Below are 20,426 nucleotides of genomic sequence, written 5' to 3' on the forward strand. Positions count from 1 at the left end.
GGCGGTGGCGGCGGCTTCCACGGCGCGGGGGGTTTCCACGGCGGAGGCTTTCACGGCGGCGGGGCCCGCGCGGGCGGATTCCATACCATCCATGCGGCTCCCCATGCCGCGACAAGGATGGGGCGCAGCGGCGGCGCGCGGCAATTCCATGCCGTTCACGATCCGGCCATGGCCCACAGCCCGGCCGTCGGCCACAATCCGGCCGTCTCGCACGGCGTAGCCGCGGGGCGCCAGGCGCCGTCGGCCGCCGCGATGCGGCGCAACGCCAGCGCTGTCGGCCGCTCGTTGTCCTCGCGTCCAGTCACGGCCGCCTTGCGCAGCCCGGGCGGCTTGCGCAACCCGGCGGCGCGCGCCGCGGTCATGACGGCTGCCGCCGGCGCAGCCTGGGGAATTCACAACAACAATGGTGGCTGGTGGTGGCGCCATCCGCATGGCGGTTTCGGCTGGATCGGCCCGGTGTTCTGGCCCTACGCCTATTACGATCTCTACGATTACGCGTGGTGGGGCGACGACTACGACCCGTACTTCTGGGACTATGGCTACAACGACATCTATACCGGCCTGTTCGGTCCTTATGACTACGATGCCCTGAGCGGCTATGCCTACTATCTGCCCGGCTACGCCGGTCCGCGGCCGCCGGTCACAGGCCGATCCGGCGCCCGCGCTCAGACCGCGACCCTCGCGGACATGTGCGGCAGCGACAGAAGCGATATCGCGGGCTTCCCGATCGAGCAATTCCGCAGCGCCATTCAGCCCAACGCCGAGCAGAACGCAGCGCTCGATGAACTCGCCAGCGCATCGCAGAAGGCCTCCGAGACCATTCTCAATTCATGTCCCAAGGACGTGCCTGTGACCGCGCCGAGCCGCCTCGCCGCGATGCAGCAGCGCCTCCAGGCGATGCGTGATGCGGTCGGCATCCTGCAACCGGCGCTGGAGAAGTTCTACGGGCTGCTCAGCGACGACCAGAAAGCCAAGGTGACCGCGCTGGCGGCAAATCAGCAACGCGGCACGCGTGAAGCGACGTCCGGCAACGGCAACTGCAACGCCGCGCAACCGGCCGCCATCGCGTGGCCCGGCGACGTCATCGAACGCGACGTCAGGCCGACCGACGCCCAGCGGGCGAGCCTCGACGCCTTGCGGGATGCGGCAACGAAGGCCGAGGACGCATTGAAGTCGTCCTGTCCGCCCGGCGATGCGCGCACGCCGCCGGCACGCCTTGCGGCGGTCGGAGCAAAACTCGATTCCATGCTTCAGGCGATCGGGACGGTACGCCCGGCCCTCGACACCTTCTACAGCGCGCTCAGCGACGAGCAGAAGGCGGCGTTCGACGCGATCGGTCCCGAGCGCGACGGCGGCAGGAGCGCGATGGCCGCCGCAAGCGTCGACGAGCCGCCGCGAAGCCATCATCGCCGCCGCCACCATCACGGTCCGAATATCGGCGGCATGATCTTCCGGATGATCGGCCTGTAGGGCTCGCCGTCGCCTCTCGCATTGGCGGCACCACCGCGATGCCGCCTGCGCGCTACGGCGCGATCCAGATGCCAATCATGATGATCGCCAATGAGACGGCAATCACGAGCACATCGGTCGTGAGCCACCCCGGCATTCCATTTGCTGGCTGCTTGCTCATGTCCGCGACTCCCTCTGTTCGCGCCGAGCCACCATGCTGAAGCGGATAACGCACCAACGCGCGTGAAGCAGATCACACCGGACAGGAAATAATGATTGTCAAAATTTTTTCGCGCGTAGCGCGCGCAAGTTGCGACGTACGATCTATCTTCCGCTCAGGTTTCTGAACATGTTCGACAACGCCGGCCGCTCCGGCAGACACTAGCACATCCACGCGCGCGTGCGGACTCGCATGGAAACATTTGCGCAATGCCTGCTACGGCGCAGATCTCCGGCTGATCGTCATCGGCAGCCCGTGCGCCGGACGCAGCGTGATGCGCTGGAGCGGTTGCACGTCGGCGTGCGGCAGCAACCTCATCTCGAAATCGCGCATCAAAGTCGCGAGCACGATAGTCGCTTCCTGCAAGGCAAACGACGCGCCGATGCAGGTCCGCGGCCCGACCCCGAACGGCAGATAGGCGAACCGCGGAATTGCGCCGCGGGCCTCCGGCAGGAAACGCGAGGGGTCGAACGCATCGGGGCGATCCCACAGCTCGCGATGCCGATGCAGCACGTAGGGCGCGATCACGATCAGGGCACCCGGCCCGACCATCAGATCGCCCAGCCTGTCCGCCTCGCGCGCCATCCGGCTGAGCGCGGCGATCGGCGGGTAAAGGCGCAGCGCCTCCTCGATCACCGCCCTCGTTACCGTCAGCCGCGCGGCGAGTTCATCGTCCGGATTGGCAAGTTCGCGCGCCGCCTCCGTCACGACGCGCGATCGCCATTCAGCCGACTGCGACAACAAGAAGATCGACCAGGCGAGCGTGTTCGCAGTCGTCTCGTGTCCCGCGGAGAGAAAGGTGAGAATGTTCGAGCGGATTTCCTTCAGGCCGAGTTGCCGTCCCGTCGAGGGATCCGGCGAACGCAGCAGCAGGGTCAGCAGATCGTTGGGGGGACTGGCATGCCCTCGACTTCTCGTGTCGATGATCCGGTCGATCACGGCCTCGAAATAGGTCATCGTCGCGCGCAGGCGGCGATGCCCAGGGCGCGGCACGAATTTGGGCACCCCGAGCAGATCGAGCGCGCCGATGCGGCCGATCACGCCGAAATAGGCATTCATGGCCATCCGGAATTCATCGATGTCGCTACCGATGCCATCGGAAAAGATCGTCAGCGCGAGAACGTTCAGCGTGACCAGGGTCATCTCGGCTGCAACATCGAGCGTGGCGCCGGATCCCATCCTGGTCCATTTCGCCGCCAGCTCGTTGGCTGCCGCCAACATCGGCTTTGTGAAGGAAGTAACGGTACGAGGCGCGAAGGTCGGGGCGAGCGTTCGCCGCTGCATCTCCCAACGCTTTCCTTCGACACTCAGCAGGCCGTCGGACAGTCCCGACGAGAGGATGCGGCGCTGGATCGTGTCCTTCGGGTAGTTCTCCGAATTGTCCATCAGCACGCGTTTGATGGCGCGCGGGTCGTGAACCACGAATGTGTCGGTGAATGGCAGGCGCAGCTTGACGATCGGCTGCCGAAAGAAATCCGCGCTCCAGCACTCGAGCGGATTCCGCCGCAATCTGGTCAGCAGCTCAACAAATCCAAGCCGGCTTTGCGGAGGACGCGGGACAGGAGGACAATAATCGGCTTCGTGGCACTGCAACATGGGCCACCGTGAAAAAGTTCAATGTACCGGCGAACAATATCAGGAAAAGCGATCGGTTCCTCAAGCGCTTCGTATTGCAGCACGAAATGACGGCGGGCGCGGCCGCGAGGAGTCCGGCACCGGCGGTGGGTCGGCCTGCCGCATCGTTCGTTGAGCTACGGCGGATGAAGCCGGTCAACCCACCCTATGTTCTCCTCACTGGCCGTAGGGTGGGTTAGCCAAAGGGGTAACCCACCGCGATGCTCTCGCGCCGAAGATGGTGGGATGCGCTTTCGCCAACCCACCCCCAAGCACGACGCTTTGCCTCACAGCACCTTGCGCTGCGCAAGGTTCTTCATCAACGCACCGACTCCGAACGTCCACGGCTCGCATTCGTCGCTGCCCCGCATCCGGTTGACCAGCTTGCCGAGCTGGGGCGCCGCGATGGTGACGATGTCGTCGCGCTTGTGGGTGAAGCCCTCGCCCTTGGCGTCGCGGTCCTTCACCGGCGCGAACATCGTGCCGAGGAACAGCGCAAAGCCGTCGGGATACTGATGCACTGGGCCGATGGTCTGGGCGACGAGATCGGTCGGGTCGCGGCTGATCTTGGAGATCGAGGAATGGCCCTCGAGCACGAAGCCGTCCGCGCCCGTCACGGTCAGGCCGACATCCATCTTTCGGACGTCGTCGAGCGAGAAGGTCTGATCGAACAGCCGGAGCAGCGGGCCGATCGCGCAGGAGGCATTGTTGTCCTTGGCCTTCGACAGCAGCAGCGCCGAGCGGCCCTCGAAGTCGCGCAGGTTGACGTCGTTGCCGAGCGCGGCGCCGACGATCCTGCCGGCACCGGAGACGACGAGCACGACCTCCGGCTCGGGATTATTCCAGGTCGACTTCGGATGCAACCCGGCATCCATGCCGGTGCCGACCGAGGACAGCGTCGGCGCCTTGGTGAACACTTCGGCATCGGGGCCGATGCCGACCTCGAGATACTGGCTCCACGCGTTCTGATCGATCAGCACCTGCTTCAGCCGCATCGCCTGCTCCGAGCCCGGCTTCAGCTTGGAGAGATCGTCACCGACCAGCCGTACCACCTCCTTGCGGATTGCCTCCGCCGACGACGGATTGCCGCGCGCGCGCTCCTCGATCACCCGCTCCAGCATCGAGATCGCGAAGGTGACGCCGGCGGCCTTCAGCACCTGCAAGTCGACCGGCGCGAGCAGATGCGGCCTCGCCTTGTCGCGGCCGTCAGGCGGCGTGTTGGTGAGGATAGTCTCGAAATCGCCGACCCGCTCGCCGCGCGTGGCGCGCAATGCGCCGGCAGGATCGGCTTCCTCGCATAGCGCGCTCACGGTGGGGAAGCGCGCAGTGACGTCGAACACGCCTTCCGCCCGCACCGCGACCACGGCGGGTCCCCCCGCCTGCGGCAGCCAGACCCGTCCGACCAGCGTGCCGGCCGCGCCGTCCTCCGGCAGAACGTCTTTTGGCGTGAGCGAAATCATCGGCATCTCCCATTTTCGTGTTGTTGGCGCTTGTTAGCACAGTCGCGGCGCCGGCGTGAAACAGCGGTCATGCCAATGTCATAGAGGGGTAACATCGCCCGTCAATGCTCCCGTCGATCCATCTAACACACTGAAAGACGGACCTTCATGACCGCTCCCCACCTCACCGACGAAGCCACCCACGAGGAAGCACTGCGTGAGGAAGCCTTGCGCGCCCGCATCCACCAGGAGATGGCCGACAACCTCGACGAGGAACTCGAGCTCGAACTCGATGACATCAGGCTCGACGAGCTCGACCATGACGGAGAGGCCGGAAAGCCGTCGATCGACCGCAAGTTCTACTTCCGCGAACTGCTGCGGCTGCAGGGCGAGTTGGTCAAGCTGCAGGACTGGGTGCAGCACGAGAAGAAGAAGGTCGTGGTGCTGTTCGAGGGCCGCGATTCCGCAGGCAAGGGCGGCGTCATCAAGCGCATCACCCAGCGGCTCAACCCGCGGGTCTGCCGCATCGCGGCGCTGCCGGCGCCGAACGAGCGCGAGCGCACGCAATGGTATTTCCAGCGCTATGTCTCGCATCTGCCGGCCGGCGGCGAGATGGTGCTGTTCGACCGCAGCTGGTACAACCGCGCCGGGGTCGAGAAAGTGATGGGGTTCTGCTCCGACGAGCAGTATGAGGAATTCTTCAACTCGGTGCCGGAATTCGAGCGCATGCTGATCCGCTCCGGCACCATCCTGCTGAAATACTGGTTCTCGATCACCGACGAGGAACAGGCATTCCGCTTCTCGATGCGGATCCAGGATCCGCTGAAGCAATGGAAGCTGAGCCCAATGGACGTCGAGGCGCGGACCCGCTGGGAACTGTACACCAAGGCCAAGGAGACGATGCTGGAGCGCACCCACCTGCCTGACTCTCCGTGGTGGATCGTCGATGCCGTCGACAAGAAGCGCGCCCGGCTCAACTGCATCTCGCATCTGTTGAGCCAGATCCCCTATCATCACGTCACCCACCAACCGGTGGTGCTGCCGCCGCGGGTGCGCAACCCGGACTATCACCGCGGCCCGATCCCGCCGGAAATGTACGTGCCGGGACGGTATTGAGCGAACTGCCTTTCGCCGACCTGTACTTTCTCCCCGGATCGCATCTCGCGATGCGATCCGACCGACCTCTACCGCCGCGCCCCATCGCGCGGATGAGGTACGCCTGTGAATTTTCTGAATAATAGAATAATGCCCCTGATTTGCCCGACGTGTCAAGTTGCCGTGTCGAATGCCGGCACGCCCGCCGACTCCTTTGCATGGGGTTGTTTTCCAGCATTTTGGTGGTGCGCTCCTGCGGAGATGGGCAACGTGCGATAGCCCTGCCGTAAACGGAGCAAGGTGAAGGGATAGGCATCCCCTCTTCGCCACGCCTACCAATGGTGCAGACGCGTGCCCTTGCTGGCACCGGAACCCGACGCTAGGCTTCCCCGATCTGGTGCAGGGAGGCCCGCTTGACTCAATCCGACGACATCAAGATTTCCGAAGATCGCCGCGACGCGCTGCGCTATGCGCTCGGGATCGGCAGCGGCGCGGCGCTCGCGGCCGCGATGGCAACCCCGGCCGCGGCACAGACGCAAGCCGACAACACGCTGGATCGCATCCGCGCCAACAAGGTGCTGCGGATCGCGGTGCTGCCGGGCGAGCTGCCCTATTTCAACAAGGACCTCGCCACCGGCACCTGGTCCGGCTTCTCGATCGAGATGGCCAACGATCTGGCGAAACTGCTCGATGTCAAGCTGGAATATGTCGAATCGACCTATGGCAATTCAATTCTTGATTTGCAGGCCAACAAGATCGATCTCGGCTTCGCGCTCAACCCGACCCCGCAGCGCGCGCTGGTAGTCGATTTCACCAACCTCGTGTTCCCGCACCCGTTCGGCGCGATGCTGAAGAAGGGGCTGGAGGCCAAGACCTGGGCTGACATCAACAAACCGGAGGTCAAGATCGCGGTCGACGTCGGATCGGCCAATGAGGCCGTGGCGCGGCGCTTTGCGCCGAACGCCACCATCAAGTCGCTGAAGTCGCGCGACGAGGTGATGCTGGAAATGTCGTCGGGCCGCGTCGATTGCGTGGTCAACGCGCTGGTGCTCGGGCTGACCGCGATCGCCAAGAACCCCAACCTCGGCACCTACAAGATCCTGGCCTCGCCCTCGGTGACGATCGCGAGCGGCACGGCGGTACGGCGCGAACAGGACAAGCGCTGGCGCGATTTCCTGTCGGTGTGGATCGACTACAACCGCGGCATCGGCCAGATGCGCGAATGGTTCGTCAAGGGCCTCGGGCTCGCCGGCGTCAAGCCGGAGGACGTGCCGGTGGAGCTGAATATCTGAGATTGAGAATGTCTGCTTCACCTCTCCCCGCGCTTTGCGGGGAGAGGTCGGATCGCATCGGAGATGCGATCCGGGTGAGGGGCGAAGGCACTCAGCTCAACAAGCAGCGAACTGCTCACCGGATAGAAGCCCCTCACCCCAGCCCGCTCCCCGCAAGAGCGGGGCGAGGGAGAAGGCCACTCACACCTTGTCGTAGGTCAGTCCGCGCTCCAGCCGCCTGGCCACCAGCGTCGACGGGAACAGGATCGCGAAATAGATTAGCGCCACGACGGTGTAGACTTCGAGCGGCCGGTAGGTGTCGGCGTTGATCAGGGTTGCGTTGTAGACGAGGTCGGGCACTGCGATGATCGAGACCAGCGAGGTGTTCTTGAGCTGCGTCACCGACTGGTTGACATAGGGCGCCATCATCGGCTTCAGCGCCTGCGGCAGGATCACGAGCCGCATCAGGCGCCAGCCGCGGAAGCCGAGCGCCTTGGCCGCGTCCCACTGCCCGACCGGCACGCTTTCAATGCTGCCACGCACGATCTCGGCATAGAACGCGCCACCATAGAGCGACAGCACGCTGACAGCGGCGACATGCGCCGGGATGTTGACGCCGATCACGACCGGAAACGCGTAGTAGAACCAGATGATCTGCACCAAGAGCGGCGTGCAGCGGAAGGTTTCGATATAAGCGATCAGGAGCCAGTCGATCACCGGGATGCGCCGCAGCCGCAGCATGCCGACGATCAGGCCGATCAAGGTGCCCAGGATGATGGTGCCGATCGTATAGGCGATGGTCCAGCCGAGCCCCAGCCAGAACAGATGGCTGTACTTGGCGAGGATCCCGAAATCCCAGACGTAGTTCATCCTGCCCCTCGGTTGCCGCGCGTTCCCCTCGGCGTGGCCTGATGCCCCAGCATCGCAGGCAGCTTCGTGCGTGTCACGCGATATACCGCTCCGGCGCAAATCCCTTCAGCTCGAATGGCGGCGCTTCACCCACGATCATCGCCGCGATTGCAGCGCCCGTTCCGGGGCCGGTGGTGAAGCCGATATGCTGATTGCCGAAGGCGAGCCAGAGCCCGCGATGCCGTGGCGCCCGCCCGATCATCGGCAGGCTGTCGGGCAGCGTCGGCCGTGCGCCGCGCCAGCGCTCGCCGACCGCATCGCCGAATTCGACCACGCTGCGCGCCATCGGCACGACAGTTTCGAGCTGCGCGTAGTTCGACGGCGCGTCGCGCGCGGTGAGCTCGACGCCGCTGGTGACGCGAATTCCCTGCTCCATCGGCGTCATCAGGAAGCTGCCCTCGGCATCATGGATCGGCCGCAGCAATTTGCGTGCCGGGTTCGGCACGAAATGCTGGTGATAGCCGCGCTCGAATGCCAGCGGCACTCGGTAGCCGAACGGCCGCAGCAGCTCCGCCGACCATGGGCCAAGCGCAACCACGACATGGCGCGCGGCGATCTCGCCATCGGCAAGCTGCACGCGCCAGCCGTCGCCGGCCGGCTCGATCCGCTGGATTTCAGATCGCCTGACCGTGCCGCCGCTATTGGCTAGCAGCTGCGCATAGGCCTTGACCACCGCGCCCGGCGAATCGACCGATGCCGTCTGGGTGTGCAGCAGGCCGACGCTGTAGGCAGGAATGATGTTCGGCTCGAGCGCGGAGATCGCCTGGCGATCGAGCACCTCGCTCTTGATGTCGAACTCGGCAAGCGCCGCCTGCTCCGCCTTCGCGGCCGCGAGCCCGTCGCCACGCCAGGCCTTCAGCCAGCCGGTCTCGCGGATGCGATGGCCGGCGCCGGCCTGCACGATCCAGTCGCGATGCAGCGTCAGCGACGTTCCGATCAGGCCGTGCAGCGCTGCGGCGCGCGGCTTGGTCTGCGCCGGCGTCGCCGTGGCGAGGAAGCGGATCACCCAGCCGGCATTGGCAATGGCCCATGGAAGATTCCAGCGCAGCGCCGGGTGCGTGTTGGTGAGATATTTCGGCAGGTTCTTTAAAAGCGACGGCGTGTTGAGGGGCAGGATCGAGCCGGACGAGATGATGCCGGCATTGCCGTACGAGGTCTCGCTGCCCGGCTCGCGCCGGTCGACGATGACGACGGAGAGCCCGCGCCGCTGCGCGGCAAGGCCCGCCGAGACGCCGACCATGCCGGCGCCGAGCACGACGACGTCAATCTGCTGTGCTGGCGTGCCCTCGCTCATGCCCGTCACATCAAGGTCAGACCGCCATCGACCGGCAGCGTCGCGCCGGTGATGTGGCCGGCTTCCGGCGACAGCAGGAAGGCGACGACGGCGGCGACCTGGTCGGGCTCGGCCAGCCGCTGCATCGGATTGGCTTTCGCGACGCGCTCCCAGGTCGCGGTATCCAGCGCGCCGAACAGGCCGGGATCCTTGCGCGTATAGCCGGGCATCACGGCGTTGGAAGTGGCGCCCGATGCGGCGAGCTCGATCGCCAGCGACTTCACCAGCACTTCGAGCGCGGCCTTCGCCGCAGCCGATCCAGGATAGGTCGCACCCGGCACGAAGCGATGCGGCCCGAAGCTCGACACCGCGACGACGCGGCCATGCGCGCTGCGCGTGAGGTCGGCGAGCGCGGCGGCAGCGATCTCGTGGAAGGCCGCCGCCATCACGGCGAAGGCGCGCTCCAGCGCCTCGCGCGGCAGGCTGGCGAATTCACGCCGGTCGGCAAAGCCCGCGGCATGCACGATGTTATCGATCGGCCCGAACACGGCACGCGCTACCTCGACCAGCGCGGTGCCAGCGCCGGCCGCGGCGAGATCGCCGGTCTGGATCTCGACCTTGGCGCCCTTGTTGCGGCATTCCTCGGCAACCGCATTCAGCCGCGCAAGGCCGGCGGCGTCAGCGCCTTGGCCGTGCAGCATCAGGGATTGATCGGGGCCGGTGAGCCGGCGCGCGACCGCGGCACCGATGCCGGAGCCGCCTCCCGTGATGATTGAAACGCGCATGATATAGGTGCTGTCAGTACTTCCGAGGACAGCGAACTATAGGTTCGGTGCCGCGAAATGCAAACCGTGCCGCCGCATTCGGCTCACCGCCAAATCACCGCCACGGCTCGACCAGGATCTTGGTATGCGCCTCCGGATTGGCGAGGTCGGCAAACGCCTGTGCGACCCCGTCGATGCCGACGCGGCCGGTGACCAGCGAGGCGGCATCGACCTGGCCTTCGGCGATCAGGCGCAGCGAATAGGCGAACTCCTCCGGCGTGTAGCCGAGCACGTACTGGACGTTGAGCTCCTTGATGATGCCGAGCATCGGCTCCGACTTGTCGGTCTCCATGCAAACGCCGACCACGACGACACGAGCGCTGCGTGGGGCGCCCTCGAACACCTGCTGCAGCACGCCGGGCACGCCGACGCATTCGAAGATCAATGCGGGCTTCAGCGGCGGCAGCAGCGCCTGCATCGGCGGCCGCGCCGCCTTCTCAGCTTCGGACATCTGGGCGTGCTCGGCCCAGCTCGCATAGGGCTGCGTCTTGGCCGGGTCGACCACGACATCGGCGCCCATCTTCTCGGCAAGCAGCCGCCGCGCCGGCGAATAATCCGCGGCGACGATCGGGCCGAGCCCCCTGATCTTGAGCGCCGCGATCACCGCGAGCCCGACCGGTCCGCAGCCGATCACCAGCGGCACCTCGCCGCCCTTGATGTTGGCCATCGCCACCGCGTGCACGCCGACCGCAAGCGGCTCGGTGAGCGCTGCATGCTCGGCGGAAAGGCCGTTCGGCACTTCGAGCAGCAGCGGCTCGCTGAGCAGCATCTGCTCGGCATAGCCGCCAGCATAATCGTTGGAATAGCCGATGCCCTTCGGTCCCTCCGGCGTCAGCAGCGCCGGCAGCGAGCAGACGCGCGTGCCGGGCTTCAGCTTGCGGACGGTGCCCGGGCCGAAGTCGAGCACCTCGCAGCAGAACTCGTGACCGAACACGACGTCGCGCGACAGGTCCATCGGCGTGCGGCCGGGCAGGAACTTGCTCAGCTCCACCATGCGGTGGGCATGCTTGCGCGCGTGCAGATCGGAACCGCAGATGCCGCAGGCGAGCGATTTGACCAGCACCTGGCCGGCGCCCGGCTTCGGCTCCGGCATCTGGTCGACGACAATCTCGCCGTTTCTGAAGATCGCTGCGCGCATGTTTCCTCCGCGTGGGTTTTGTCCCACTCATTTTGATGCGTATTTCGTCCCGCGAAATGTACTGTCGCGGATCGCGTCCGCGGCAGGCTTTCGTTGCAGGACGCTATAGCATGGAGGGTCACCACGTATAGCGCATAACACCCTTGCCGGCGTAGGACTGGGTGGCGCCGGAGAACTCGCCCTCGAAGGTCGCAGCCGTCGACCAGCCGTTGCGCCACTTCATCTCGAGCGAGGCCGTGGTCAGCGCGGAGTCGCGTGCCTGCGCTGCGCCATTGACCACGAAGGCTGCGCCGGGCAGCGCCTGGAACACAGCGCCGACCGTGCGATCCGGGTTGAAGTCATGCGCCCAGGCGAGGCGGCCGCGCAGCGTCAGCACGCTGGTCTCGAGCGCGAACGACTTGTCCGTGCGCAGGCCGAGCTCGCTCCTGACGTCGGTGACGCTCTTCGCCGCATAATTCAGCGCGAAAGCGCCGCTGCCGGAGATCACGCTCTCCGCATAGGCCGGCAACTCGAAGCTGGTGAACTGCGCGGCAGCGTAAGGCGTCAGCCCGATCCACGGCATCGCGTAGCGATAGCCGCCTTCGAGCCGGCCCGACCACGCATTGGCGTTGAAGTTGGCGCGCAGATGATCGTTGCCCGCGGCAGTGACGATACGGTCGGTCGTGATGTCCTGCCAGCCATAGGCGAGCGCCGCGCTCAGATAGGCCGCGCCGACGGTGTGGCGAACGAAAGCACCGGCCTGGAACAGGTCGGAGCGGCCCCAGCCGAGACTATTGACGCTGAAGCTGGTGCCGCCGCCGGCGAGCGCAACACCGGCGGTCGTATTCGGTGAGAAGCGATAATCAGCGCCGACAGCGGTGCCGTAGACGCTGCTGCTGCTGTTGTTCGAGCCCAGCACCGCATTGCCGCCGGTGGTCTGCGAGCCGCCATAGCCTGCCGCCCACACGCTCCAGCGCTGCGCGAAATCGAGTTGCTGCGGCGGCGCCTTGGCGTAGATCGCGGCCAGCGCGTCGCGCGGCTCGGACTTGCGCGCCGCATAGGCGAGCGTTGCGCTCTCCTCGGCGAACGGCACAGCGCCCGCGCCACCACCAACACCGCCATCGCGGCCGGCGACGAACGGATCGGTCAACAGCCCGAGGAACTGGTTCATCGCGTTGAACGTCGCCTGCTGCGATCCGGTTGCGCCCTCACCCGACGCCTGCGTCAGGCCATTGGGTGAAAGCCCCGCATAGGCCACGTTGATGCCGCCATTGGCATTGAAGAAGTTCTGCAGCGTGGTGGCGACATTGCTCTGGTTGACATTGAGCTTCGATGTTGCGCGATAATCGAGCGCGAAGTTGAGATAGGCATTGTTCGCGTCGTAGCCGAGCGTTGCGACCAGACCCGACGGCAGCCCGGTTGAATCGACGCCGGCGAACGTGCCGCTGCGGCCACCGGCCGCCGACAGGATGGTGTATTGCCTGGCGATCGTACTGCCGGCGGCAACGCTGACACCGACCGAGCCGGCCAGCGTCGCGGTACCGGTTACCTTGGCTGATGTCGACGCGGAGGAATTGAGTCCGACGAGATACAGCGCACCGGATTGGAAGGCGAGATTGCCTGCCACGTTGAGGAACGTGCCCGGCATTGCATTGCCGGGCATCAGGATGCCGCCGCTTGCAATCGTCGTATTGCCGACCGTGCCGCTGCCGGAGAGCGCACCGCCTGAATTCACCGTCACCGAGTTCGACGACACGATCGAGCCGTCGACTTGCAGGACGCCGCCATTGACGACCGTGCTGCCGGTATAGGTGTTGACGCCCGATAGGATCAGCGTGCCGCTGCCGGTCTTTTCCAGATTGCCCGGCCCAGCCGGGCCGCAGCCGCAGGGATCGACATCGGCGATCACGCCGCTGACATTGGTCGAGAGGTTGTTGCCGCCGACGGCGAGCGTATTGCCGCCGCCGATATAGTAGGTGCCCGAGCCCGCGATCGAGCCTGCCGTGATGCGACCGTCGCCGCCCGGTCCAAGGCTGCCGCCGAAGTCCACGAAGCCGGTGCCGTTGGTGATGAACTGCGCGGTGCCGCCGGTCGAATTACCCGCGAATTTGACGTTGCCCCCGCTCTCGGTGGTGATCGTTGCGTCGCCGGCCGTTGCGTAGGCGTCGAACATCAGTGCGCCGCCGGAACGGTTGATGATCGTCGCGTTGCCCGCGGTCGGCGCTTCCGTCAAGCTGAAGCCCGAGGTGCCGAAATAGGTAAGCCCGCTATTGTCGATCATCGCGTTCGCCGCGGTGCTGTTCTGGAAGAAAGCGGTGTAACCGGTCGCGGTCGTGGTGATCGTCGCCGACCCGGCCGACGAGAATTCGAAAAACTGGGTCGAGCCGCCATTGTTGCCATTGGTGATGGTGGCCTGACCCGCATTGGTGTGGCCCAGGAACACAACGCCGCCGCCATCATGGTTGTCGAACACGGCCTTGCCGGCCGTGCTGGTGTCCGAGCCACCGGGAGGACCAAGCGCGTCGCCGAACACCACGGTGCCGCCGTTGGTGTTGGTGAAGGTGGCATTACCGGCAGAACTGTTGTCGCGGAAGATCGTCAGGGCACCGTTGGTATTGCTCACGGTCGCATTGCCCGCGGTACTGCTGTCGCGAAACTCCGTGATGCCGGAATTCACGTTGACGATCGTCGCCGTTGACGCGGTCGTGGAATTGTAGAACGTCGTGGTGGCGATCCCGCTGAAGCCATCGTTGACGATCTTGGTAATACCCGACGTGTTGGCATTGACGATGTCGAACTTGCCGTCGACGACGACGTCGCCGACGATCGAGGCGGTGTGGCCGGCATCGCCGAGTTGCAATGTCGCGCAATCGCAGATCGAGGTGCCGCCGGTATAGGTGTTGGTGCCTGTCAGCACCACGCGGCCGAGGCCGCCCGAGGAGTCCAGCACCGTCAGCTTGCCGGAGCCATTGCCGTCGGCGATGTTGCCGGCGATCGTGAGCGTTACGCCGTTGGCGTCGATCGCGCTGCCGATCGCCGACGTGTTGATCTTGAAATTATTGCCAAAGGTCAGATTGCTCAGACCATCGGCCTGGAATGAGGCGTTGTCGAGCGTGACCGTGCCTGACCCGACCGACCTGTTGTTGGTCACCTGCACATTGGTGCCCTGTACCAGCGTGCCGCCTGAATAAGTGTTGACGCCGGACAGCACCGTAAGGCCACCACCGGTCGTATCCGTCAGTCGCAACACCCCGGTGCCGGCGTTGCCGTTGGCGATGACGCCCGCCAGCGTCAGCACCACGCCCCTGTTATCAATGCCGCCGCCTGGCGCATTTATGTTGAAGCTATTGGTGAAGGTCAGATCGCTGGCGCCGTTGGCCTGGAAGACGCCGCCGTCGAGGGTCACTATTCCCGAGCCGACCGAATGGATGTTGGTCACCTGCACCGTGCCGGCCGAGATCTGCGTCCCGCCGGTGTAGGAGTTGTTGCCGGACAGGATCAGCGTGCTTGCGCCGAGTTGCTTCACCTGGGCGACAGGGGAAAATTCGCCGATATTGTTTGAAATGGAAATCGTCTGCGACGCATTGGCGAGGTTGAAAATGCCCCAGACGCCCGAACCGAATTTGATGTCCGCTCCGCTCACCGTATAGGATTGCGAGTTCTCGGTGAACGTCCAGGAGTACGGTGTGATTGCGCTGGTGACGTTGATCGTGGCCGACCCCGCTGCATCGAAAATCGCAGATTGACCGTTCGTCACCGGCGGTGCACCAGCCGGCGGATTCGACCAGTTGGTCCCAACGCTGTAGTCCGACGTCGCGGTCGTGCTACCGGAGCCGCCCCAAGTGTAGATCTGAGCTTGTGCCGGATTTATTGAAAGCAGGCTTACGACGGCGAAAGCACAAAACAGCAATGCTGCGAGGCCTCGGTGCAACCGGCGCCGAAACGACAAATGAAAACGCACTGCAACTACCCCAATGCCCCGCGCTCTGCGGCCCTAAAGCGCGCAACCTAGCATGTGCGTCCCGGGATGACTTTGAGATCGCGTTCTGGTCTCCTGCGCGAACAGGGAAAACCGGCTCTTTCCGGGCCGATTGTTGCACCCGTGCAACGCTAGTAAAGGCAGACTTCTCAATCTGTGCACGATGTCGCAGGGGCATCGCGCCCCTCATGCGCCTTCGGGCTATGATACCAATTGCCGCGATTCTCGCACGGCTAGCTCGCCGGTCAGGCGTTTGGCGACGGCTCGCCGGCCGCGGTCAGCAACTGCGACCGTCTGACGCGCTCGCGATGCGCGGTGTAGAGGCCGGAGGCGACGATGAAGCCGGCGCCAAGGATGGTCCAGCGGTCGGGCACTTCGCCGAAAATCATGAAGCCGAGGATGCTGACCCAGAGCAGCTGCGTGTAGGAGAACGGCGCGAGCACCGACGCATCGCCATAGCGGAACGCCAGCACCACGATCCACTGTCCGACGGTGGAGGCAACGCCGATCAGGATACCGAACATGATGTCATGCCAGCTCGGCGTCACCCAGACGAACGGCACCAGCGCGCTGACGATGGCGACGCCGACGATCGACGAATAGGTCATGACAGTGACCGGGCGCTCGCTGCCGCTCATCATGCGCGTCAGGATCAGCGTGCCGGCCCAAGCCAGCGCGGAGACGATCGGGAAGATCGCGGCGGGATGGAAGGCGCTGGTGCCCGGCCGCAGGATGATGAACACGCCGGCAAGGCCGACCGCGGTCGCGATCCAGCGACGCATGCCGACCCTCTCGCCGAGGAAAGCGATCGACAGCGCGGTGACGAACAACGGCGAGACGAAGCTGGTGGCCGAGGCTTCCGCGATCGGCAGGAAACCAAGGCCGGTGATGAAGATCAGGGAGGAGCCGAGCAGCGCGGCGCCGCGCAGCACATGCAGGCCGGGACGGCTGCTGCGCAGCGCGAACAGCGGCGAACCGGGCAGCATTGCCGGCGTCATGATCAGCGCGAACACCAGGAAGCGGATCCAGGCGATCTCGATCGAAGGCAGCGAGGACGAGAGATATTTCGCGGTGACGTCGGAGGTGCCCAGAAACACCGTCGACAGCAGGATCAGCGCAATGCCCTTGAACGGTCGGTCGGTGCGCGCCGGCGCCTTACGCACCAAGCTTGTCTTTGCGGGCAATGAAAGGGAAACGCTGTCCAGCCTGGCGGCTACGGCGGGGGGCGGTGTCACGGCAATCTCGAAGGCAAAATAAGGGGAATCTGCTCTCGTACAGAACGCCAATTCCGCCGCGAGAACAATGCCCGAAAACGGGACTCCGATATGCGTCAGCGCGCGCGACGGCCCGTCGCAGCCTCCGCGCGGTCGCAACTGCAACAGTTTGTTAAGAACTGTGTGGAGCGGAGCTCGATGAATCCCGGGGAATTAGAGCATCGGCAGCGAGCGCGGCTTCGGCCCGCGCGGGAACGCCGCGTCGAGTGCGGCGAGTTCGTCGCCGCTGAGCCTCAACGTTCCCGCGGCTGCATTCTCCGCCGCGTGATCCGCGTTCGATGCCTTGGGAATCGCGAGCACCGACGGCAGCCGCGTGAGGAAGCTGAGCGCGACCTGGCGCGGCGTCACCTTGTGCTTCTCCGCCATCGATTGCAGCACCGTGCCGGACTTGCTCGACGGCGAGGGAAAATCATTGTGGCCGAACGGCGAGTACGCGACCACGGCGACGCCATGCTGCTCGCACCACGGAATCACGGCGTGCTCGATCGCGCGCTCCTGCAGATGGTAGAGCACCTGATTGCAGGCGATCTTGCCCTCGCCTGCGACGTCGAGCAGTTCGTCGAGATCCTCGGTGTCGAAATTGCTGACGCCCCAGGAGCGGATCTTGCCGGCCGCGATCAGTTCGTCGAACGCCGCGACCGTCTCGGCCAGCGGGTAGGTTCCACGCCAGTGCAGCAGGTAGCAATCGAGCCGATCGGTCTTCAATCGCTTCAGCGAGCGCTCGCAGGCGGTGATGGTGCCGCGCCGCGAGGCGTTGCTCGGCAGGACTTTCGAGACAAGGAACAACCCGTCACGGCGGCCAACGATCGCATCCGCGATCACGAGCTCAGCGTCGCCATACATCTCCGCGGTATCGATATGCGTCATGCCGGCATCGATGCCGCGCTTCAACGCAGCGACGGCCGCCTTGCGGTCACCACGATCGAGATACCAGGTGCCCTGCCCGATCACCGAGACCTGCGGGCCGTTGTTGCCAAATTTTTTTGTCTGCACGATCGCCTCGTTCTGCGTGGTTGGGATCTCGCCGCACGAAGATAGAGGAAACAAGCAATCATGTCTCCACACCGTCGTTCCTGCGAAAGCAGGAACCCATAACCACGGAACTACATGGTTGCGCTCGCTGGGCCTACAGCGTCGCGCAACAACGTCATCCTGTGGTTATGGGTCCCGGGTCAAGCCCGGGACGACAGCGGAACATGTTGCCGCGTTCTCGCGCAATCCCAACAGCGCGGATCCTCCGATCCGTGCTTGCCTGAAGGCATCACGTGCCATCAAACGTTGAGATTCATCCACACCGCCTTCGGCTCGGTGAAATTGTCGAGCGCGGCGGTGCCGTGCTCGCGGCCGAGGCCGGAGTCGCGTTCGCCGCCCCACGGCAACCGCACATCGGTGTAGCCATAGGTGTTGATCCACACCGTGCCGGCGCGTGCCTTCTTCGCAAACCGCTGCACGCGGCCCATGTCGGCGCTCCAGACGCCGGCGGCGAGGCTGTAGGCGGTGCCGTTGGCGATGCGCAGCGCGTCGGCCTCGTCCTTGAACTTGATCACGCTGACGACGGGGCCGAAGATCTCCTCCTGCGAGATGCGCATCTCATGCGCGACATTGGCGAACACCGCGGGGCTGATGAAATAGCCGCGGTCGCCGACGCGCGCGCCGCCGGTGGCGAGTTGCGCGCCTTCGTTCCTGCCGATCTCGACATAGTCGAGGATCGATCGCATCTGCTTTTCGGAGATCACTGGCCCGAGCGCGGTGGCGCGATCTGCGGGATCGCCGATGCGCAGGCTTTCGGCGCGGTCAACCAGGCGCTCGACCACCTCGTCATAGGCGTTCTCCTGCACCAGCACGCGCGAGCCGGCCGAGCAGACCTGCCCGGCATTGAAGAAGATGCCGGCGGCCGCGGCCTTGGCGGCGGCTTCGAGATTGGCATCGTCGAAGATCACATTGGCGGACTTGCCGCCGAGCTCGAGCGAAACCCGCTTAAAATTGCCGGCGGCGCCCTTCATGATGCCGCGGCCGACGCCGGGCGACCCGGTGAACGTGACCTTGTCGACGTCGGGATGGTTGACCAGCGCGTCGCCGACGACGCGGCCGGGTCCGGTCACGATGTTGAGCACGCCCTTCGGCAAACCGGCCTCGAGCGCGAGTTCGCCGATCCGCAGCGCCGACAGCGAGGTCAGCTCGGCCGGCTTCATCACGACAGTGCAGCCGCAGGCCAGCGCCGGCGCGAGCTTCCACATGCCGATCATCAGCGGGAAGTTCCAGGGCACGATCGCGGCGACCACGCCGACCGGCTCACGCACCGTGTAGGTCAGCGCGTCGTCGCGCGTCGAGACCACGTCGCCGCTGATCTTGTCGGCCCAGCCGGCGTAATAGGTCAGCGTGTCCATGGCGGCCGGGAAATCCTGGCGCAGCACGCCCGCAATCGGCTTGCCGGCATCGAGGCTTTCGAGCGCGACAATCTCGTCGGCATGCTGCTTCAAGAGCCCGGCCCATTTCAGCAGGATGTGGCCGCGCTCGGCCGCGCGCATGCTGCGCCAAGGGCCCTCGAAGGCGCGGCGGGCGGCGGCGACGGCGCGATCGACATCCGCCGCGTTGCCTTCGGCAACGGTCGCGATCACCTGCTCGTTGGCGGGATTGAGGGACTTGAAGCTGTTTCCGGACAACGAGCGGACGCGGGCGCCGTCGATCAGCAGCAATTCATCCCGAACGGTCGGAGCGCGACGGGCGTCGCGGTCATAGTCATATGCAACCGACATCATATTTCCTCCTGGTATTGCCTAACCTAGGAGGCTAGTGACGCCAGTAAATATGATATCTTGTGCCTATTGGCATGCCAGGATATGAAATCAAGTTCATAAATGGTGACTACGATGCTGCAGATCGAGATCGAAACCGTCTGGCGGTTCCGCAAGGAGAACTCGCCGCAGACCGCGGTCGTGATGCTCGGCATCCTCAACGAGATCAGGAAGACCGGGAAGATCACCAGCGCGGCCAGCGACGCGCAGCTGTCCTATCGCCACGTCTGGAACCTAATCGAGCAATGGTCCGAATTCTTCGGCGTGCCGCTGGTCGAGACCCAGCGTGGCAAAGGCTCGAAGCTGACGCCGTTCGGCGAGAAGCTGGTGTGGGCCGGCGAGCGCATGCAGGCGCGGCTCGGACTGCAACTGGAGAACCTCGCGCAGGAACTGGTCACCGAGATCAAGCCGTTCCTCGAGCAGCGGCCGCAGGTGATCCGTGTCCACGCCAGCCACGGCTTTGCGGTGTCCAAGCTGCGCGAGTTCCTCGATCGCGCAGGCGGCATGGGCGTCGACCTCCGCTACGTCAGCAACCAGAACTCGCTGGTCTCGCTGGCGCAGGGCGCCTGCGATCTCTCCGGCGTGCATCTGCCGCACGGCGAGTTGCGCGCGCAAGGCATCAAGGCCTGCCGCGAATGGCTCGATCCGCGCGAGGACCGCGTGATCAACTTCGTGACGCGGGAGATGGGCCTGATGGTCAAGCGCGGCAATCCGTTGAAGATCGCTTCGCTGAAGGACCTAGTCGCAAGCAAGGCCCGCTTCGTCAACCGCGACCATGATTCCGGAACGCGGCTGCTGTTCGATCAATTGCTGGCGCTGCACAAGATCCCGGGAAGCCGGATCAACGGCGCCCAGCACATGGAGTTCACCCATGCCGCGGTCGCCGCCTATGTCGCAAGCGGCATGGCGGATGCGAGTTTTGGCGTCGAGGCCGCCGCACGGCAGTTCGGCCTCGATTTCATCCGCCTGCTCACGGAGGATTACTTCTTCGTCTGCAAGCGTGCGTTCCTCGAGACCGAGCCGATGCAGCGGGTGCTCGACATCATCAGGAGCAGCGAGTTTCACAAGGCGGTGGGCGCCCTGCCCGGCTACGTCGCCTCGAATACCGGCGCCGTCAGCGGCGTGAAGGATTTTCTCGAGAAGATGCATGTAGGCCGCTGACCCGCC

14 protein-coding genes are annotated in these 20,426 nt (G+C 65.1%); 4 read left to right on the top strand and 10 right to left on the bottom strand.

What is annotated here, in order from left to right:
• Nucleotides 1-1,470: Spy/CpxP family protein refolding chaperone (locus ALC15_RS25365; RefSeq protein ID WP_347336316.1), on the top strand; the 1,470-nt coding region annotated here is incomplete at its 5' end.
• Between the two features lie 415 nt (nucleotides 1,471-1,885).
• On the opposite strand, the gene ALC15_RS25375 is transcribed toward ALC15_RS25365, so the two are convergent.
• On the bottom strand, nucleotides 1,886-3,178 hold the full coding sequence (locus tag ALC15_RS25375) for a cytochrome P450 (RefSeq protein ID WP_244486253.1): 1,293 nt from the start codon (nucleotides 3,176-3,178) through the stop codon (nucleotides 1,886-1,888).
• A gap of 392 nt (nucleotides 3,179-3,570) precedes the next feature.
• Nucleotides 3,571-4,743: a fumarylacetoacetate hydrolase family protein gene (locus ALC15_RS25380; RefSeq protein ID WP_050629697.1), complete on the bottom strand. Its 1,173-nt coding sequence runs from the start codon at nucleotides 4,741-4,743 to the stop codon at nucleotides 3,571-3,573.
• A 147-nt stretch (nucleotides 4,744-4,890) separates the two neighbouring features.
• Between ALC15_RS25380 and ppk2 the strand changes: the two genes are divergently transcribed.
• Nucleotides 4,891-5,838 carry a polyphosphate kinase 2 gene (gene ppk2 / locus ALC15_RS25385; protein ID WP_050629625.1) on the top strand — a complete coding sequence of 316 codons (948 nt, stop codon included), beginning with the start codon at nucleotides 4,891-4,893 and terminating at the stop codon, nucleotides 5,836-5,838.
• Between the two features lie 392 nt (nucleotides 5,839-6,230).
• Nucleotides 6,231-7,109, top strand: a complete 879-nt coding sequence (locus tag ALC15_RS25390; RefSeq protein WP_050629626.1) for a transporter substrate-binding domain-containing protein — start codon at nucleotides 6,231-6,233, stop codon at nucleotides 7,107-7,109.
• 180 nt (nucleotides 7,110-7,289) lie between these two features.
• Here ALC15_RS25390 and ALC15_RS25395 read toward each other — a convergent pair whose 3' ends face one another.
• The 8 genes from ALC15_RS25395 to ALC15_RS25430 form a co-directional block, all read right to left on the bottom strand.
• Complete coding sequence (locus ALC15_RS25395; protein ID WP_050629627.1) at nucleotides 7,290-7,958, bottom strand: amino acid ABC transporter permease; 669 nt, start codon at nucleotides 7,956-7,958, stop codon at nucleotides 7,290-7,292.
• Nucleotides 7,959-8,031: 73 nt separating this feature from the next.
• The gene (locus ALC15_RS25400; protein ID WP_050629628.1) at nucleotides 8,032-9,291 is read right to left on the bottom strand and encodes an NAD(P)/FAD-dependent oxidoreductase; all 1,260 of its coding nucleotides are present in this window, start codon (nucleotides 9,289-9,291) and stop codon (nucleotides 8,032-8,034) included.
• Between the two features lie 5 nt (nucleotides 9,292-9,296).
• The gene (locus ALC15_RS25405; RefSeq protein WP_050629629.1) at nucleotides 9,297-10,055 is read right to left on the bottom strand and encodes an SDR family NAD(P)-dependent oxidoreductase; all 759 of its coding nucleotides are present in this window, start codon (nucleotides 10,053-10,055) and stop codon (nucleotides 9,297-9,299) included.
• 94 nt (nucleotides 10,056-10,149) lie between these two features.
• A complete protein-coding gene (locus ALC15_RS25410) occupies nucleotides 10,150-11,232 on the bottom strand; it encodes a zinc-binding dehydrogenase (protein ID WP_050629630.1) in 1,083 nt (360 codons plus the stop codon).
• Between the two features lie 118 nt (nucleotides 11,233-11,350).
• Nucleotides 11,351-14,968, bottom strand: a complete 3,618-nt coding sequence (locus ALC15_RS25415) for an autotransporter domain-containing protein (protein ID WP_244486254.1) — start codon at nucleotides 14,966-14,968, stop codon at nucleotides 11,351-11,353.
• Between the two features lie 467 nt (nucleotides 14,969-15,435).
• Complete coding sequence (locus ALC15_RS25420) at nucleotides 15,436-16,374, bottom strand: DMT family transporter (RefSeq protein WP_050629632.1); 939 nt, start codon at nucleotides 16,372-16,374, stop codon at nucleotides 15,436-15,438.
• Between the two features lie 243 nt (nucleotides 16,375-16,617).
• Nucleotides 16,618-17,457, bottom strand: coding sequence for an aldo/keto reductase (locus ALC15_RS25425; RefSeq protein ID WP_050629698.1), 840 nt, complete (start codon nucleotides 17,455-17,457; stop codon nucleotides 16,618-16,620).
• A 278-nt stretch (nucleotides 17,458-17,735) separates the two neighbouring features.
• Complete coding sequence (locus ALC15_RS25430) at nucleotides 17,736-19,220, bottom strand: aldehyde dehydrogenase family protein (RefSeq protein ID WP_050629699.1); 1,485 nt, start codon at nucleotides 19,218-19,220, stop codon at nucleotides 17,736-17,738.
• A gap of 114 nt (nucleotides 19,221-19,334) precedes the next feature.
• On the opposite strand from ALC15_RS25430, the gene ALC15_RS25435 reads away from it, so the two are divergent.
• A complete protein-coding gene (locus ALC15_RS25435; protein WP_050629633.1) occupies nucleotides 19,335-20,420 on the top strand; it encodes a substrate-binding domain-containing protein in 1,086 nt (361 codons plus the stop codon).
• Nucleotides 20,421-20,426 lie beyond the last annotated feature (6 nt).

This window comes from Bradyrhizobium viridifuturi, from assembly GCF_001238275.1.
Taxonomy (GTDB): domain Bacteria; phylum Pseudomonadota; class Alphaproteobacteria; order Rhizobiales; family Xanthobacteraceae; genus Bradyrhizobium; species Bradyrhizobium viridifuturi.

What these genes read in the sequence shown, in the direction of transcription:
- ALC15_RS25380 (WP_050629697.1), bottom strand. Translation starts at nt 4,743, where the DNA reads ATGATTTCGCTCACGCCAAAAGACGTTCTGCCGGAGGACGGCGCGGCC.
- ppk2 (WP_050629625.1), top strand. Translation starts at nt 4,891, where the DNA reads ATGACCGCTCCCCACCTCACCGACGAAGCCACCCACGAGGAAGCACTG.
- ALC15_RS25395 (WP_050629627.1), bottom strand. Translation starts at nt 7,958, where the DNA reads ATGAACTACGTCTGGGATTTCGGGATCCTCGCCAAGTACAGCCATCTG.
- ALC15_RS25400 (WP_050629628.1), bottom strand. Translation starts at nt 9,291, where the DNA reads ATGAGCGAGGGCACGCCAGCACAGCAGATTGACGTCGTCGTGCTCGGC.
- ALC15_RS25405 (WP_050629629.1), bottom strand. Translation starts at nt 10,055, where the DNA reads ATGCGCGTTTCAATCATCACGGGAGGCGGCTCCGGCATCGGTGCCGCG.
- ALC15_RS25410 (WP_050629630.1), bottom strand. Translation starts at nt 11,232, where the DNA reads ATGCGCGCAGCGATCTTCAGAAACGGCGAGATTGTCGTCGACCAGATG.
- ALC15_RS25430 (WP_050629699.1), bottom strand. Translation starts at nt 19,220, where the DNA reads ATGTCGGTTGCATATGACTATGACCGCGACGCCCGTCGCGCTCCGACC.
- ALC15_RS25435 (WP_050629633.1), top strand. Translation starts at nt 19,335, where the DNA reads ATGCTGCAGATCGAGATCGAAACCGTCTGGCGGTTCCGCAAGGAGAAC.